This window comes from Shinella zoogloeoides (genome assembly GCF_030733845.1).
Lineage (GTDB): Bacteria > Pseudomonadota > Alphaproteobacteria > Rhizobiales > Rhizobiaceae > Shinella > Shinella zoogloeoides_C.
The window spans coordinates 649,146-665,426 of the sequence record NZ_CP132311.1 but is presented as its reverse complement, the minus strand read 5'-3'; the positions used below and the strand labels follow the sequence as shown (position 1 = coordinate 665,426).

The window sequence follows — 16,281 nt, the reverse complement described above, 5'->3', positions numbered from 1 at the left end:
CCCTCCCCAATTCTGGGGAGTTGACCGGCCCCGTTTCAACTCAAAGCTTTCCTAGGCGACGGATCTTTCGGGCTTCACGGAGGCATAGCGCCGATAGATGGCTTCGATCATGTCCGGGCTGACCGGCTTGGTGATGTAGTCGTCCATGCCGGCATCCATGCAGTTCTGCATATCGACATTGAGCGCCTGGGCGGTGACGGCGACGATGGGCGTGTGCGTTCCCGTCAGCTTTTCCGCCGCGCGGATTTCCATGGCCGCATCGATGCCGTTCATGACCGGCATGGAGATATCCATCAGGACGAGGCGTGGCTGGTGCTTGCGCCACAGCATCACGGCTTCCTCGCCGTTCTCGGCGATACGGTGCGAAATGCCCATGCCCTCGAGTATCTGCGAGAAGACGAACTGGTTGATCTGGTTGTCCTCGGCGACGAGCACTTCCACGTCGCCGACGGCGGCGGGCAGCATGGTCGTGATGTCGGTGGCGATGTACCAGTCGTCGGCGAGTGAGACGGGCGTAACGATATCGCCAAGCGGCGAAGCGTTTTCCGACAGGAGCTCGTGCTCCTCGACGAGCGCGCGTATGAAATCCGGCCCGATGCCGTCGGGCACGACCAGTCTTGTCGCGATGCCGCGGCCGTTTCTCAGGAGAGCGTCGTGCGAGGGCAGGCTGTTGTCGACGACGATCAGGTCGATCGAAAGGCCGTGTTCGGCCGCGATGGCAAGGAAGACGTCGTGCTCGTGCACGCTGGCGACGGCGCAGCAATCTGCGCCGCGTGCCTTGAACTCGCCGACGAGGATATCCTCGATGCGCGGACTCGGCGTGGCGATGAGGACGCGCCTGCCCGCGGCGGCGCGCAGGTCCTCCGGCGCCAGTTGGTCGAGCAGAAGGCGGCGCTCGGCGTCGCGCACCGGATCGAGGCAGTTCTGCGCCTCGACGAAGCCACCCGGCACGCGCAGCAGCGCATCGCCCGAATCCGTCACGACCTTTTGCCCCGCCGCAAGCGCCGTCACGTCCTGCATCAGCGTCACGATCGCGTGGTTGCCCGGTGCGCCAATCCGGTATTTGCGCGTGATGACGTAGAGATCGGACCCGTCGGCGCGCACGAGGTGTTCGGCAAGCGTGAAGGGCTCGCCCGTCTCCAGCACGCCGCGGTCGCTGGCCTCGATGCGGCCGGCGCTTTCGGCATCGGCCAGCGCCCAGATCGACCGGCCGAGAATGCTGTCGGGGCTGGTGTCGTGGATCGCGCAGAAGGCCTTGTTGACCGCGATATAGGCAAGGTTGCGGTCCTTGATGACAACCGGCGACGGCAGCGTCTCAAGAATCTCCTCGGTGAGCGCGATGCGCTCGAGATCGGTGCGCCACTGCTCTTCCTGCTTCTTCTGCTCGGAGACGTCGACGAGGGTCGTGACGTTGTAGCCGTTCGGCAGGCGGCGCTTGCGGAAATGCACCCAGCGGTCGCGGCCGAGCCGTTCGACGGCCTCGTACTGCTCGCGCCAATGGGCGGAAATACGGGCGGAAATCCACTCTTCGCGGTTGATCGCCTTGCTGCGCTGCTCCGGCGCGATGCCGTAGCGCACGCCGCTGTCGAAGATCGCGCCGAGCACGTCGCGCAGCCGCGTGCCGGGTCTCAGCGTATCGGCGGGGATGGGGAAATGCCGCAGAACCTGGCGGCTGGCGAAGACGAGGCAATCGTTCCTGTCATAGACGATCACGGCGGCGGCGAGGATATCGCACGCGGCCTCGAACATTCCCAGCCGGATGTGCGCGTCTGACGGCGCTACATCATTCATAATGGCAGTCCTCGCCTGTCTGGCATTCCCGAAAACATGCTGATCGGCGCGCGTGCACCTTGGGACTTTGCGGGAATGTCAGCGGCCAGCGACGCTGAAATCGTCCACCGGAGAACCGGCCGGCTTGTGCTCATACAAGCGCAAGGGCACGTTCGCAGCATTTTATTAAAGCCTGATTAAACGATTTCACACGGCGCTCGCGCTGAGGCCGGGATAAGCCGATCTGACCACTGGCGGGCGGGCGGCGAATCCGCGAAAATGGCGCCATGACCATCAGGCAGCTTTCCGAAACCCTCATCAACCAGATCGCCGCCGGCGAAGTGATCGAACGGCCGGCGAGCGCCGCCAAGGAGCTGATCGAGAACGCGCTGGACGCCGGCGCGACGCGCATCGAGATCGCGACGGCCGGCGGCGGCAAGACGCTGCTGCGCGTCACCGACAATGGCGGCGGCATGGCGCCCGCCGACCTCGAACTGGCGATCCGCCGGCACTGCACCTCCAAGCTCGACAAGGACCTCCTCGACATCCGCACGCTCGGCTTCCGCGGCGAGGCGCTGCCATCGATCGGCTCCGTCGCCAGGCTCTCCCTGCTCAGCCGCACGGCGGAGGCGAGCGAAGGGGCGGAGATCAGCGTGACGGGCGGCAAGGTGGAGCCGGTGCGCCCGGCCGCCGCCAACCGCGGCACCGTGGTAGAGGTGCGTGACCTGTTCTTCGCCACGCCCGCCCGCCTCAAGTTCCTCAAGAGCGAGAAGGCCGAGGCCTCGGCGATCTCGGATGTCGTGCGGCGCATGGCGATCGCCTTCCCGCATGTGCGCTTCGTGCTGTCGGGCGCCGACCGCACGACGCTGGAATTCCCGGCGACCGGCACGGACCGGCTTGCCCGCATCGCCCAGGTGCTCGGCCGCGATTTCCGCGACAACGCCATCGAGATCGACGCGGCGCGCGAGGGCGTGCGGCTGACCGGCTTTGCCGGCGTTCCCACCTTCAACCGCGGCAACAGCCTCAACCAGTTCGCCTTCGTCAACGGCCGGCCGGTGCAGGACAAGCTGGTCTGGTCGGCGCTGCGCGCCGCCTATGCCGAGACGATCCCGCACGGCCGCTATCCTGTCGCCGTGCTCGCCATCGAGATCGATCCGGCGCTGGTCGACGTCAACGTGCATCCGGCCAAATCCGACGTGCGCTTCCGCGACCCCGGCCTCGTGCGCGGCCTGATCATCGGCGCGATCCGCGAGGCGCTTGCCCGCGAGGGCGACCGGGCGTCCACGACGGGCGCGAGCGGCCTGATGCGCGCCTTCCGGCCGGAGGCGCAGCGCCCCGCCGCGCCGTGGACGCCCGCCGCCTCGCCCTACCGCCCCTTCGAGACCGCGGCCGCTATGCCGTTCCGCGAACAGCAGGCGGGCTTTGCCGAGTTCGCCACGCCCTCGGCGCGCAGCGAGCCGGCCTTCGCTTCCTCGCCCGCCGTGCGAGAGGAGGAACAGCCGCAGCGCCATCCGCTGGGCGCCGCGCGCGCGCAACTGCACGAGAACTACATCGTCGCGCAGACCGAGGACGGGCTCGTCATCGTCGACCAGCACGCCGCGCATGAACGGCTGGTCTTCGAGACGATGCGCAATGCCCTTCATTTCCGCGCCGTGCCGGCGCAGGCCCTGCTGATCCCCGAGATTATCGATCTTCCGGAAGACGATTGCGACCGGCTCGTCGCCCACGCCGAAGAATTCGCCAAACTTGGCCTCGGCATCGAGCGCTTCGGTCCCGGCGCGGTCGCGGTGCGCGAGACGCCCGCCATGCTCGGCGAGATGGACGCGGCCGGCCTCGTCCGCCAGCTTGCCGACGAGCTGGCCGAATGGGATACGGCGAGCGGCCTGAAGAACAAGCTCGAATACCTGGCGGCGACCATGGCCTGCCACGGCTCGGTGCGCTCCGGCCGGCGCATGCGGCCGGAGGAGATGAACGCGCTGCTGCGCCAGATGGAAGCGACGCCCGGCTCCGGCCAGTGCAACCATGGGCGCCCGACCTATATCGAACTGAAGCTTTCCGATATCGAGCGGCTGTTCGGCCGGAGCTGAGGGCGAAAAGGCTGGAAATTTGGCCCCTGCCGCGATATGCAACAGGACGCGCAAACCACACTGGAACCGGGATCGATGATGAACCGTTTGGAAGGCCGCGGCGGCAGCCGCGAAGCGAAGATCCGCTATCTCGACGGCGATTTCCAGATCCTGATGCCCGGCTCGCACGTCACCTGCGCGATGACCGGCGAGACCGTCCCGGTCGATGAGCTGCGCTACTGGAGCGTCGCGCGGCAGGAAGCCTATATAAGCTGCGCCGCCTCGCTGGACGCCGAAAAGCGCGCCGGGGCGCTGCCGAACCAGAAGCGGTAGCTACGCCTTTCCGATCCCCTGCAATTTGCGGCGCCGTGCATTGGCGATCGCCGCGTCGATGATCGCGTCCGGCCCTTTCGGGTCGTCGAAGCGGATTTCGACCTCGATCACCCGGCTCTTCTCCTTCAACTCCTCCGACCGGCCATGGCCGCCGCCGAGCCGCACGCTGTCCTTGGCAGTGGTGACGAGCTGGTAGCTATGCGCTTCGGCATGGTCGAGGATTTCCGCCGCCTCGTCGTCGCTGAGATAGTGGTGATCCGGAAAGCTGCGCGTGACGTAGAGATGCGCACCGGTCTCGTTGACGGTGCGGAAGAACTTCTCGTTGTCGGCGATGCCCGACCAGGCCATGACGACCTCTCCCTCCAGATCGTCCGCTCCCACGGTGACGAGCGTCGCGGGGTGGATCGCCTTGCCGGCGCGCGCCGCCTGGCGAATCAGCCGGTCTGCCGCAGCTCCATCGCCGATCGCCAGCAGGGCGCTCGCTTGCCGCATCTGCTCGGCCAGCGGCGCGCGCACCGGGCCGCCGGGCACGAGATGGCCGTTGCCGATGCCGCGGCGCGTGTCGATGACGAGCAGCGCATAGTCGAAGACAAGCTGGGCGCTCTGGAAGCCGTCGTCCATGATGATGAGGTCGGCGCCCTCCTCGACCAGCTTCATCGCGCCCTTTGCCCGCCTGCGCGAAATGACGGTCAAGGCCTCGCGGGCGAGCAGCAGCGGCTCGTCGCCGACCGCGCGGGCGCGGTGGTGATGCGGATCGACGACGGTCGTGACATCCAGCGAGCCGCCATAGCCGCGCGAGAGGAAGCCGGGCTTGAGGCCACGCGCCTTGGCGGCGCGGGCGATCGCGATCGCCGTCGGCGTCTTGCCGGCCCCGCCCACCGTGAAATTGCCGACGCAGATGACGGGCACCGGCACCGCAAGGCGGCGGCCCTTGCGCATGCGCCGACCGGCGATCAATCCGTAAAGGCGCGAGACGGGCCAGAGCGCATAGGCGCGCCAGTCCGGCTTCGTCCACCAGAAAGGCGGCGCTTCAGTTACCATGCAATCCCCCGCGGGTGTCCCTGCCCGGTCGTTGTGGCCCAAGAAACGCGAGGCGGCGCGGAAAATCAACTGCAAGCGTGGCACACGGGACTAGAGCGACCGTGGTCTGGCCCCTCATCCGGCCGCGGATGCGCGCACTCACGCCGCCGGACGCGCGACGGCCGCTTCGGGAAAGAGCGGGAAAAGCTCGGTGATGTCGTTGAGGCAATAGTCGGACGCCTCCGACAGGGAGTCCCGCGAGCCGGTGCCCGTCAGCACGGCGACGGTGAGGCCGGCGCCGGCGTTGCGGCCCATGTGCAGGTCGTGGTTGTTGTCGCCGACGACGGCGACCTGATGCGGTTCGAGGCCCGTCGCCGCGCAGAAGCCGTGCACCATGCCGGGCTGCGGCTTGGTGCCGAAGCCGCTGTCGTAACCGGCGACATAGTGCAGGTAGCCGTCGAAGCCGAAGCGTTTGGCCGTCGCGCGGATCGACGCCTCGTTGTCGCTGGAGGCGACGCCGAGCCAGAAGCCGCGCGCATGCATGGTGGCGAAGAAATCCGCAAGGTCGGTGACCGCGACGGCAAGCTCGGCGGATCTGGCGAAGAGGCCGTCGAAATGCGCGGCAAGCGCTTCCACGGTGAAGGGCGCGCCCGCGGCAACGAAGCCTTCGGCGATCTCCACCGTGTTGCCGGCGGCCAGCAGGCTGTCCGGCGTGACGTAGCCGGTATCCGGGTCCATCCCGCCCGCGAGAAGCAGCTTGCGGGCGAGCGCCTCGTCCCCGGCGGCGGCGATGCGGGCAAGCTCGTAGTTCACCGGCACCCAGCTCTTGGCATAGTCGAGCAGCGTGCCGTCCTTGTCGAAGAGGATGCCGGAGATCGTCGCTGCCTTGGTCATGCCTTTTCCTTTCAGGAGGTCTGGCGCGGATGCAGCCGCGCCTTCACGGTGAGCGGGTTGATATAGGGCTCCAGCCCCTTGACCGTGGCGCGCAGCGCGCCGCGCATCTCCTGCACGGTCTCCTGCCCCGCCTCGATCATCTGCCGGCGCGTCGCGTCGTTCGTCAGAAGATAGTGCACGCCCTTGGCCAGCATCTCCACGTCGCGCACCATCTTGGCGCTGCCGCTGCGGGCAAGCTGCTGGTAGGTGTCTCGGAAATTCTGCACGTTGGCGCCCGACAGGACCGCGCAGCCGAGCATGGCCGGCTCCAGCGGGTTCTGCCCGCCCTCGGCAAACAGCGAGCGGCCGACGAAGGCGATCTCCGTCATGCGCAGGTAAAGCCCCATCTCGCCGATCGTGTCGCCGAGGAAGACGTCCGTGTCCGGCGTCACCGGCTCGCCCGAGGTGCGCCGCACGACCTTGAGCCCACGCGCCGTCAGCATATCGGCGACGGCGTCGCCGCGTTCGGGGTGGCGCGGCACGACGATGGTGAGAAGGCCGGGGATACGCTCCTTCAGCACGCGGTGCACATTGCCGGCGGCCGCTTCCTCGCCCTCGAAGGTCGAGATCGCCGCCCAGGTGCGCCGGCCCGGAATCTGGTCGAGATAGGACTTCAGCACGACCGGATCGGCCGGCGGCGCATCGGTATCGACCTTGAGGTTGCCGGAGACCAGGACCGGAAGCGCGCCGAGCGCGCGGAACCGCTCGGCATCGACCTCCGACTGGGCGATGACCAGCGAGAAATTCTCGAACAGCGCATCGGCGATGGCATGCCGCCGCTTCCAGCGCGGAAAGGAGCGGTCGGAGATGCGGCCGTTCACCAGGACCTGCGGGATCTGGCGGCGGCCGAGCTCCAGGATGGTCATCGGCCAGATCTCCGACTCCGCCATGATGGCAAGGTCGGGATGCCAGAATTCGAGGAAGCGGCTGACCGCCGGCTTCAGGTCGAGCGGCACATATTGGTGGATGACATCCGTGCCGAGGCGATCCTGCACGACCTTGGCCGAGGTGACGGTGCCCGTGGTGAGCACGACGGCGATGCCGCGGCGGCGCACTTCCTTGATCAGCGGAACGATCGCATTGGTCTCGCCGACGCTTGCGGCATGAAACCAGACGAGTGGGCCGGCGGGCCGCTCGACGCTGGAAACGCCGTAGCGCTCGCGGCGGCGGGACCGCTCCTCCTTGCCCTTCGCCGCGCGCAGCGCGAGATAGGGGCCGACCACCGGATAGAGCGCGACGCCGCCCCAGCGGTACAGCGAAAGCGCGGCGCGGGCGAGCCGTCTGCTCATAGGCGAGGCACCCTCGTTGCGGCTTTCAGACGGTCAGCGATCATGGAAGGTCCAGTCGTTCTGTCCGGCGCGGCCGGGCCGCGCGGGACGGTGTCGGGAAATGCGGCTCAGCCCTGCTGCGGGTCCAGGAGGCGGTGCATGTGCACGATAAAGTAACGCATATGCGCATTGTCGACGGTCTGCTGGGCCTTAGACTTCCAGGCCGCCAGCGCGCTCGCATAGTCCGGAAAGATTCCGACAATATCGAGATTGTTCAGGTCGCGGAACTGGAGATCCGCGAGGGTCTTCAGCTCGCCGCCAAAAACGAGATGAAGAAGCTGTTTCGGTTCGGTCGATTCGGTCATGTTTTCTCTCTTTTATTGTGCCGATTTCGGCAATGGGTTTGCGGCATTCCGCAGGAAAGGTCAATGGCCGGCAAGGTGCCGGGAGGCCTCCACAAGCCCGGAAAGCCGGGATAAACCGGCGGCCGCCAGCGTCTCGTGGCTGACGGTCGGCCGGTTGTAGGAAAGGGGCTCGCCGTCGAGCGTGACGAGCGCGCCGCCGGCCCGCGCGAGGATGAGGTCGGCCGCCGCTAGGTCCCAATCGTGCGAATTGCGCTTGACGAGCGTCGCGTCGATCCGCCCGTCCGCCACCATGGCGAGCCGATAGGCGAGCGAGGGCACATGGGAGATGCGGTGCACACCGCCCGTCATGTGCCGGTCGATGCCATGCGCCATGTCCTCGGGCGCGGCAATGCGCGTCGGGCGCGCGCCGTCCGCCGCAGTAGTCGCGATGACCTGGCCGTTCTTCAGCGCCGGCCCATCGAGAGAGGCGGTGAAGAGCTCGTCCAGCGCAGGCGCGAAGAGCACGCCGGCGACGGGCCGTCCATTGTGGACGACGGCGGCGCTGACGCACCAGATATCCTTGCCGCCGATGAAGGCGCGCGTGCCGTCGATCGGGTCGATGACGAAGACGGTCTCGCAATCGAGCCGCCCCGCATCGTCGTCGGTCTCCTCCGACAGCCAGCCGTAATTCGGCCGGGCGGAGAGCAGCTCCTTCTTGAGGATGTCGTTGGCCGCGAAATCGGCCGCGCTCACCGGCGAACGGCCGCCGTTCTTCCACCAGACCTCCGGCCCCTTGCGGAAGAAATCCAGCGCGCGGGCGCCCGCAAGCCGCGCGGCGCCGACGAGGAGGTCGAGGTCGGCGGTAAAGGTGCTGGCGGGGGTGGTCATGGTCTCACGTTCCGGCAAGCGTCATGCCTTCGATGGCGAGCGTCGGCGCGGCGACGCCGAAGCTGCGATCGATGTCGCTCGCCGGCGTGATGCGCAGGAACATATCGACGAGATTGGAGGCGATCGTCACTTCCGAGACCGGGAAGGTCAGCTCGCCGTTCTCGATCCAGTAGCCCGACGCGCCGCGGCTGTATTCGCCCGTCACCATGTTGACGCCCTGGCCGATCAGCTCGGTGACGTAGAGGCCGGTGCCGATGGAGCGGATCAGGTCTTCCGGCGAAATGTCGCCGGGCTCCAGCGCGAGATTGGTCGAGGCGGGGCTGACCGCGGTGCCGCCGCGCACGCCGCGGCCATTGGTCCTGAGGCCGAGTTCGTTTGCCGTCGAGGTGGAGAGGAACCAGTGCTGCAGCACGCCGTCCTCGATCATGGCGAGACGCTTGCCGGTAATGCCCTCGCCGTCGAACGGGCGGGAGGCGGAACCGCGCACGATCAGGGGATCGTCGGTGACGGAAAGGCCCGCCTTCAGCACCTGCCGGCCCATGCGGTCGCGCAGGAAGCTGGTCTTGCGGGCGACGGCGGCGCCGTTGATCGCGCCGGCGATATGACCGGCAATGCCGCGCGCCACGCGCGGATCGTAGACGACGGTGACGTTCTTCGCCGTCGGCACCTGGCGCGGATTGATGCGGCGCACGGCGCGGGCGGCGGCCTCGCGGCCGATCTCCTCGGCATCGCGCAGGTCGGCGAAATAGAGGCTCGAATCGAAGTCGTAGTCACGCTCCATCTTCGTGCCCTCGCCGGCGATGACGCTGACGGAGCGGCCGAAGCGGCTGGCGCTGTAAGCGCCGGAAAAGCCGTGCGAGGTGACGAGCACGAGGCCGCCCATGCCGGCGGACGCGCCCGCGCCGCCCGAATTGGTGACGCCTGGGACGGCGAGCGCGGCGGCTTCGGCGGCGAGCGCGGCTTCTGCGAGTTGGTCGGCGGTGACCTCGGTCGGGTCGAAGAGATCGAGGTCCGGCCACTCCCTGGCAAGGTCGGCCTCATCGGCGAGCGTCGAAAACGGATCCTCGGGCGAGGCCTTGGCCATGGCCACCGCGCGTTCGGCGAGCACGGTCAGGTCGAAGCCGGGATTGGCCGAGACGCTGGCGACGCGCCTGCCGACGAAGACGCGCAGCGAGAAGTCGTCGCTCTCGGACGCTTCCGTGCCTTCGACCTTGCCGAGCCGTACGCTGACGGAGGAGGAGCGGCCACGGACGACGACGGCATCGGCCGCATCCGCCCCCGCCTTTATGGCGCGGTCGATAAGTTCACCGGCGCGCGCGAGAAGGCTTGCGGAATCGATCGTCTGTGACATGACTTGGCCTTTCTTTGATGCCCCATTTATTGTGCGCCGGCACGAGCATCAAGGGCCCCGCCCTCTTTTTGCCCGCCGACCGGCCTCCGGAGAAAGCCTTCCGCATGCCCTATACCCACAGCCCGTACAACGAGGTCCTGCTGATGCTCGGCGGCGCGCTTCTGGCCGCGCCGATCTTCAAGCGGCTGGGGCTCGGCACCATTCTCGGCTATCTCGCCGCCGGCGTGGTGATCGGCCCCATCCTGCACCAGATCCGCGACGGGGAGGAACTGCTCGGCGTCGCGGAGCTCGGCGTGGTGTTCCTGCTGTTCCTGATCGGGCTGGAATTGAAGCCTTCCCGCCTCTGGGCGATGCGGCACGACATCTTCGGGCTCGGCATGGCGCAGGTCGTCGCGACCGGCCTCGCTCTGGCCGGATTGACCCTGCTCACCGGCCTGGAGCGATGGGACGGCGCGCTGATCATCGGCTTCGGCCTGGCGCTCTCCTCCACCGCCTTCTCCATGCAAATCCTCGACGAGCGCGGCGACACCAACACGCGCTACGGCCAGCGCGCCTTCTCCATGCTGCTCCTGCAGGACCTCGCCATCGTGCCGCTGCTGGCGCTGATCCCGCTGCTCGCCGAACAGGCGCCCGAGGACACGACGACGGCCTTCGAGGACTTCCTGATCGCCCTTTCGGCCATCGCCGCCCTGCTGGTCGCCGGCCGCTACCTGCTCAATCCGCTGTTCCAGGTCATCGCGCGCACCGGGGCGCGCGAGGCGATGATCGCGGCGGCACTCTTCGTCGTGCTGGCCGCCGCCATGCTGCTGCAGATGGCCGGGCTCTCCATGGCGATGGGGGCGTTCCTGGCCGGCGTGCTGCTGGCCGATTCCTCCTATCGCCATGAATTGCAGGCGGACGTGGAGCCCTTCCGCGGGATATTGCTCGGCCTGTTCTTCATGGCCGTCGGCCTCTCGCTGCATCTCGACGTGATCTTTGCGAGCTGGCTGACGATCCTGGTCGCCACGCCCGCCGTCATGCTGGTCAAGAGCCTCGTCATCTATGCACTCTGCCGCTTCACCGGCTCCTCGCACAATGACGCGGTGCGCATCGCGCTGGTGCTGCCGCAGGGCGGCGAATTCGGCTTCGTGCTGTTCACCGCCGCGTCGGCCGCCGGCATCTTTTCCGGCGGGCTCGCCTCGCTTTTGATCGCCATCGTCACCATCTCCATGGCGCTGACGCCCATCGCCGCGGCGCTCTCGCGTTTCCTGCTCGTCGAGGACGCGGCGGAGGAGATGGAGGAGGATTTCGAGGGCGCGGGCGCGGACGTGCTGATGATCGGCTTTTCGCGCTTCGGCCAGATCGCCGCGCAGATCCTGCTCGCCGGCGGGCGCGAGGTGACCGTCATCGACCATTCGACGGACCGCGTGCGCCAGGCGGCGAGCTTCGGCTTCCGCATCTATTTCGGCGACGGCACGCGCAAGGACGTGCTGCGCGCCGCCGGCATCGAGCGCGCCAAGATCGTCGCCATCTGCACGCAGGGCAAGGCGGCCACCGACCGCATCGTCGATCTCGTCCAGTCGGAATATCCGAACGCCACCCTCTTCGTGCGTTCCTACGACCGCGTGCACACCCTGTCGCTGCGTGCGCGCGGCGTGCAGCACGACGTGCGCGAGACCTTCGAATCCGCCCTGCTCTTCGGCCGGGAAACGCTGGAGGAACTGGGGGTCGAACCCGACGACGCGCTGGCGATCGGCGACGACATCCGCCGCCGCGACGTGGCCCGCCTCGAGCTTCAAGCCGTCGAGGGTATCGCAGCCGGGCGGCACATGCTGCATTCCAAACCGGTGAAGCCGGAGCCGCTGGTCAAGCCGAAGAAGAAGACGCAAGCGGATGAGAGCGCCTGATCGGGAGGGTAGCGGTTGCCGCTTACCGCGCGCTCAAGGCCGAGAGTTTTTCCTCCAGCGCCCGCTTCAGCTCGTCGCGGATGCCTGCTGAGGCCGACAGCACTTCCTCGGCCTTGACGAAATCGAGCACCCGGAAGCGGCCGACGTCGGGGCGCAGGAAGATGTCGGGCGCCCCTTTTTCCAGCTTCAGCGTGACGATGGAACGCATGGTGAGCTGGGTGGCGCCGTAGAGGCTGTCGATGCTGTTCGGCAGGTCCGCGGTGCCGGCGGGCGGCTGGCCGATGACGTCGACGCCGATGGTGATGTCCGCCTTGCCGGCGAGATGATCGAACGGCACCGGATTCCAGAGCCCGCCGTCCATCATCACGCGGCCGTCGATGACGACCGGGCGGAAGATGGCCGGCAGGGCGGCGGAGGCGGCGATGGCCGGCAGGAGCGGGCCGCGCTCGCAGACGCATTCGCACTGCCCGTAATAATCCGCCGCGATGACCTTCAGCGGGATGGCGAGTTCTTCGAAGGTCTCCGGCAGGCGGTCCGGCAGGAAGGCCTTGAGCACCCGTTCCAGGTTGAACTGCCCGACGCGGAAGCCGCCGGCGACCATTTCGGAAAAGCGAGCCGGGCGCAGGCTCCAGAGCCGGTTCATGATCTGGCCCGGCCGGCCGATGGCGGCGAGCGTGTGCTCGCGGATTTCCCTGCCCGACATGCCGGCCGCCATGGCCGCGCCCATGATGGCGCCGATGGAGGCGCCCGATATCAGCACCGGGCGGATGCCGAGTTCGTCCAGCACCTCGATGACATGGATATGGGCAAGGCCCCGCGCCCCGCCGCCGCCGAGCGCGATGGCGACGGTCGGCCCGCCGGCCTGCGGATGTTCAACGGAAACGAGGGCACCGGTCATCGCTCAGATCTCCTGCGCAGGCCCTGACGGTCAGCCGGCCCGGTAGCGATAGAAATGCATGCGCGTGTCGCCGAAGGTGCGCACTTCGATGAGATCGAAGCCGTCGACGGCGGCAGGCTGAATATCGGCGCGCTCCTCTAGGATCGCAAGGGCGCCGTCGACCAGCCAGCCGCCGCGGGCGGCCGCATCGAGCGCCCGCTCGCCGAACCCCTTGGCGTAGGGCGGATCGGCGAAGAGGAAATCGAACGGCTCCATCGTGCCGACGCCGCCGAGCGCCGTGGCATCGCGCCGAAAGATTTTGGCGCGGCCGATCACGCCGAGCGTTTCGATGTTGGAATGCAGGAGCCCCCTGCCCTCGACGCCCTGCTCGACGAAGAGCACGGCGCGCGCGCCCCGCGACAGCGCCTCGAGGCCGACCGCGCCCGTTCCCGCGAAGAGATCGAGCACGCGCGTGCCGTCGAGCGCCTCGGGATAGGCATGCGACAGGATGTTGAACAGGCTTTCGCGCGTGCGGTCCGTCGTCGGACGGATGTCGTCCGACTTCGGCGTCGCGAGCGAACGGCCGCGGAACTCTCCGCCGACGATCCGCACTTGCGCTTACTTCCCCTTGCCGCGCGGGCGGCTGCCGCCCGCGGGACGGCCACCGCCGGGCTTGCCACCGGCGGGACGTCCACCCGGCTTGCCGCCAAAGGACTTGCCGCCGCCCGGCTTTCCGCCGAAGGGCTTGCCGCCGTCACGACGCGGCGGGCGGTCCGAGAAGGAACGCTCGCCTTCCGCGCGCGGCTTGCGGTCGCCGAAGGAACGGTCGCCGCGGGCCGGACGGTCGCCGAAGGAGCGTTCGCCCTCGGCGCGGGGCTTGCGGTCCGAGAATGAGCGGTCGCCGCGCGGCGGGCGGTCACCGAAATCGCGGGGGGCGCGGTCGTCGCCGGCGCCGGAGCGCTTGCGGCCGAAGCCGCCACGGCCACCGTCATCGCGGTCGCGCGTTTCCGGCTCGGCGGCGCGGATCCACTCGCCGTCCTCGTCGCGCGTCTTCAGGATGCGCGGCTTCTCCACCCGGTCGTCGCCGGGGCGGCCGCGGGCCGGCCCCTTGCGATCGGGATCGAACTTCTTGCCCGAGCGCGTCAGCCCGCCATCGGCCGTGCGGCCGTAGCGCTTGGTCTTCGGCGCGCCTTCCGGACGCTCGCGCGGCTCGCGCTTCACGCCCTCGGCGGTCTCGGCCTTCTTCTCTGCAACCGGACGGGCGCCGGGCGCCATCCAGACATTCGACTTGCGGGCGCGGGTCGCCGGCTCACGCTTCGGCTTGGCCTCGAAACGGTCGCCGTCGCGGTCCTTGTCGCGGCCGCCGCCGCGCGGCTTGTCGCCGAAACGGTCGTCGCGCCTGGTGTCAAGCCGGGCGCGGGCCTTCTCGCGGCGGTCCGCCGGCTTCTCGTGCCGCTCGGCCGGCCGTTCGCCCCAGGCGGGCGCGGCCTCGGCGCGGCTCTTCTTCTCCGGCTTCTCCTGCGCATCGTCGGATGCATGGTCGAAGAGCGGCGCGTCGAAATTCGCTTTGGATTCCTCGATGAGGCGCGGGCCGAGCTGATCGCGCAGCGTGCGGCCGCGGATTTCCTGGGCGTGGCCTTCCGGCAGCTCGCCGAGCTGGAACGGACCGTAGGAAATGCGGATCAGGCGGTTGACGTCGAGGCCGAGCGCGCCGAGCACGTTCTTGACCTCGCGGTTCTTGCCCTCGCGCAGGCCGAGCGTCAGCCAGACATTGGAGCCCTGTGCCTTGTCGAGCGTCGCGTCGATGGCGCCGTAGAGCACGCCGTCGACGGCGATGCCTTCCTTCAGCTTGTCGAGATCGGCCTGCTCGATCTTGCCGTGGGCGCGCACGCGGTAGCGGCGCAGCCAGCCGGTGGTCGGCAGCTCCAGCATGCGGGCAAGGCCGCCGTCGTTGGTCAGAAGCAGCAGGCCCTCGGTATTGATGTCGAGGCGGCCGATGGACATGACACGCGGCAGGTCTTCGGGAAGGTTTTCGAAGACGGTCGGGCGGCCCTCGGGGTCGGCATTCGTCGTCACGAGGCCGGCCGGCTTATGGTAGAGCCAGAGGCGGGTGCGCTCGATGCCGCGGATCGGCTGGCCGTCGACCTCGATGCGGTCGGCGAAGGTGGCGTTGACGACGGGCGTGTCCAGCACCGTGCCGTTCACGCTGACGCGGCCTTCCATGATCATGCGCTCGATATCGCGGCGCGAGGCGACGCCCGCGCGGGCGAGCAGTTTGGAAATGCGCTCGGGCGCAAGGTCGGCGCCGGCCGATACGCTCGCGGCGGGCTTGCCGGCGCGGGCCGGTTTCGCATCGCGCGGCGCGGCCTTGTCGGCGAAGGGTTTTGCGCCCGGCTTCTTGCCTGACGGCTTGCCCTTGGCGAAAGGTTTCTTGTCCGCGGCGGCCGATGCGGCGCCACGCGGCTTGGTATCGCGGCCCGCGGGCTTGGTGCCCGGCCGTTTTGGCTTGTCTTTGAATGTCATTTGTGCTGCCTGCGTTTTGCCGTGTCCTATCAGGTCAGGCGTCCGGGGTTAAGAGGAATTCGTGCCGGTCATGACAAATCGCTTCATGGACATCGCGCTTTGCGAGGCCCGGGCCGCAGGGAGCCGCGGCGAAGTGCCCGTCGGGGCGGTGCTGGTGCAGGACGGCGTGGTCATCGCGCAGTCCGGAAACCGCACCCGCGCCGAGAACGACGTGACCGCCCATGCCGAAGTCGCCGTCATCCGCGAGGCTGCCCGCAAGCTCGGGCAGGAGCGCCTGACGGGCGCCGACCTCTACGTGACGCTCGAACCCTGCACGCTCTGCGCCGCCGCCATCTCCTTCGCCCGCATCCGCCGGCTCTATTACGGCGCGGAGGACCCAAAGGGCGGCGCGGTGGACAATGGCGTGCGCTTCTTCGCGCAAGCCACCTGCCACCATGCGCCCGACGTCTATTCCGGCATCGGCGGCACGGAAGCGGCGGAGATTCTCAAGGATTTCTTTGCCGAGCGGCGCTGATCAGCCTTCGGCGAACTTCTTCAGCCTGTCGCCGCTCAGCCGGTAGCGGATCCACTCGTTCTGCGGCTCCGCGCCGATCGAGTCATAGACGCGGATCGCCGGTTCGTTCCAGTCGAGCACGCTCCATTCGAAGCGGCCGCAGCCCTCCTCCACTGCGACGCGCGCGAGATGGCGCATCAGCAGCTTGCCGACACCGCCGCCGCGATGGGCAGGCGTCACATAGAGGTCTTCGAGATAGAGGCCGTTCTTCGCCTGCCAGGTGGAGTAGGACTTGAACCACACGGCAAAGCCGGCCGGTTCGCCCGCTTCCGTCTCGCAGATCGCCGCGCGGGTGACGGAGCCTTTGCCGAAGATGGAGGCGGCGACGGTCTCTTCCGTAGCCTTTACCTCTTCGAGGGCTTTTTCATATTCCGCAAGCTCGCGGATGAAGCGCAGGATGACTGCCGCATCGGCCGCGGTCGCCGGACGGATGCGATAGGCCGTCATGGATGCGCCTCTTCAGTTGCCC

General features: G+C 68.2%; 15 protein-coding genes. 4 read left to right on the top strand and 11 right to left on the bottom strand.

Annotated features, from left to right (window positions below; genetic code table 11):
- Nucleotides 1-51: 51 nt before the first annotated feature.
- Nucleotides 52-1,791 carry a response regulator gene (locus tag Q9316_RS04155; RefSeq protein ID WP_306033986.1) on the bottom strand — a complete coding sequence of 580 codons (1,740 nt, stop codon included), beginning with the start codon at nucleotides 1,789-1,791 and terminating at the stop codon, nucleotides 52-54.
- Between the two features lie 266 nt (nucleotides 1,792-2,057).
- Between Q9316_RS04155 and mutL the strand changes: the two genes are divergently transcribed.
- Entirely contained in the window at nucleotides 2,058-3,857 is a 1,800-nt protein-coding gene (gene mutL, locus Q9316_RS04150; protein ID WP_306033985.1) for a DNA mismatch repair endonuclease MutL, read from the top strand.
- A gap of 75 nt (nucleotides 3,858-3,932) precedes the next feature.
- Entirely contained in the window at nucleotides 3,933-4,169 is a 237-nt protein-coding gene (locus Q9316_RS04145) for a DUF2093 domain-containing protein (protein WP_306033984.1), read from the top strand.
- Here the strand turns inward: Q9316_RS04145 and lpxK are convergent, their stop codons facing one another.
- The 6 genes from lpxK to Q9316_RS04115 form a co-directional block, all read right to left on the bottom strand.
- Nucleotides 4,170-5,210 (bottom strand): tetraacyldisaccharide 4'-kinase, encoded by a 1,041-nt coding sequence (lpxK, locus tag Q9316_RS04140; RefSeq protein WP_306033983.1) that lies wholly within the window; start codon nucleotides 5,208-5,210, stop codon nucleotides 4,170-4,172.
- 138 nt (nucleotides 5,211-5,348) lie between these two features.
- Nucleotides 5,349-6,083, bottom strand: a complete 735-nt coding sequence (locus Q9316_RS04135) for an HAD family hydrolase (protein WP_306033982.1) — start codon at nucleotides 6,081-6,083, stop codon at nucleotides 5,349-5,351.
- 11 nt (nucleotides 6,084-6,094) lie between these two features.
- Nucleotides 6,095-7,411 carry a lipid IV(A) 3-deoxy-D-manno-octulosonic acid transferase gene (waaA, locus tag Q9316_RS04130; RefSeq protein WP_306033981.1) on the bottom strand — a complete coding sequence of 439 codons (1,317 nt, stop codon included), beginning with the start codon at nucleotides 7,409-7,411 and terminating at the stop codon, nucleotides 6,095-6,097.
- Nucleotides 7,412-7,518: 107 nt separating this feature from the next.
- Nucleotides 7,519-7,755 carry a DUF4170 domain-containing protein gene (locus tag Q9316_RS04125; protein WP_306033980.1) on the bottom strand — a complete coding sequence of 79 codons (237 nt, stop codon included), beginning with the start codon at nucleotides 7,753-7,755 and terminating at the stop codon, nucleotides 7,519-7,521.
- 60 nt (nucleotides 7,756-7,815) lie between these two features.
- Nucleotides 7,816-8,622 carry a 3'(2'),5'-bisphosphate nucleotidase CysQ gene (locus Q9316_RS04120; protein ID WP_306033979.1) on the bottom strand — a complete coding sequence of 269 codons (807 nt, stop codon included), beginning with the start codon at nucleotides 8,620-8,622 and terminating at the stop codon, nucleotides 7,816-7,818.
- 4 nt (nucleotides 8,623-8,626) lie between these two features.
- Nucleotides 8,627-9,973 carry a TldD/PmbA family protein gene (locus Q9316_RS04115; protein WP_306033978.1) on the bottom strand — a complete coding sequence of 449 codons (1,347 nt, stop codon included), beginning with the start codon at nucleotides 9,971-9,973 and terminating at the stop codon, nucleotides 8,627-8,629.
- A 104-nt stretch (nucleotides 9,974-10,077) separates the two neighbouring features.
- Here Q9316_RS04115 and Q9316_RS04110 point away from each other — a divergent pair, with 104 nt between their 5' ends.
- Nucleotides 10,078-11,859 carry a monovalent cation:proton antiporter-2 (CPA2) family protein gene (locus tag Q9316_RS04110; protein ID WP_306033977.1) on the top strand — a complete coding sequence of 594 codons (1,782 nt, stop codon included), beginning with the start codon at nucleotides 10,078-10,080 and terminating at the stop codon, nucleotides 11,857-11,859.
- Between the two features lie 22 nt (nucleotides 11,860-11,881).
- Here the strand turns inward: Q9316_RS04110 and Q9316_RS04105 are convergent, their stop codons facing one another.
- From Q9316_RS04105 to Q9316_RS04095, 3 genes are read right to left on the bottom strand one after another with little or no spacing between them, the layout of a single operon-like run.
- Nucleotides 11,882-12,757 (bottom strand): patatin-like phospholipase family protein, encoded by an 876-nt coding sequence (locus Q9316_RS04105; RefSeq protein ID WP_306033976.1) that lies wholly within the window; start codon nucleotides 12,755-12,757, stop codon nucleotides 11,882-11,884.
- A 30-nt stretch (nucleotides 12,758-12,787) separates the two neighbouring features.
- Nucleotides 12,788-13,348 carry a 16S rRNA (guanine(966)-N(2))-methyltransferase RsmD gene (gene rsmD, locus Q9316_RS04100; protein ID WP_306033975.1) on the bottom strand — a complete coding sequence of 187 codons (561 nt, stop codon included), beginning with the start codon at nucleotides 13,346-13,348 and terminating at the stop codon, nucleotides 12,788-12,790.
- A gap of 6 nt (nucleotides 13,349-13,354) precedes the next feature.
- A complete protein-coding gene (locus Q9316_RS04095; protein WP_306033974.1) occupies nucleotides 13,355-15,259 on the bottom strand; it encodes a pseudouridine synthase in 1,905 nt (634 codons plus the stop codon).
- Nucleotides 15,260-15,329: 70 nt separating this feature from the next.
- On the opposite strand from Q9316_RS04095, the gene Q9316_RS04090 reads away from it, so the two are divergent.
- On the top strand, nucleotides 15,330-15,773 hold the full coding sequence (locus tag Q9316_RS04090; protein WP_306033973.1) for a nucleoside deaminase: 444 nt from the start codon (nucleotides 15,330-15,332) through the stop codon (nucleotides 15,771-15,773).
- Here Q9316_RS04090 and Q9316_RS04085 read toward each other — a convergent pair whose 3' ends face one another.
- On the bottom strand, nucleotides 15,774-16,259 hold the full coding sequence (locus tag Q9316_RS04085; RefSeq protein WP_306033972.1) for a GNAT family N-acetyltransferase: 486 nt from the start codon (nucleotides 16,257-16,259) through the stop codon (nucleotides 15,774-15,776). It lies immediately after the preceding gene.
- Nucleotides 16,260-16,281 lie beyond the last annotated feature (22 nt).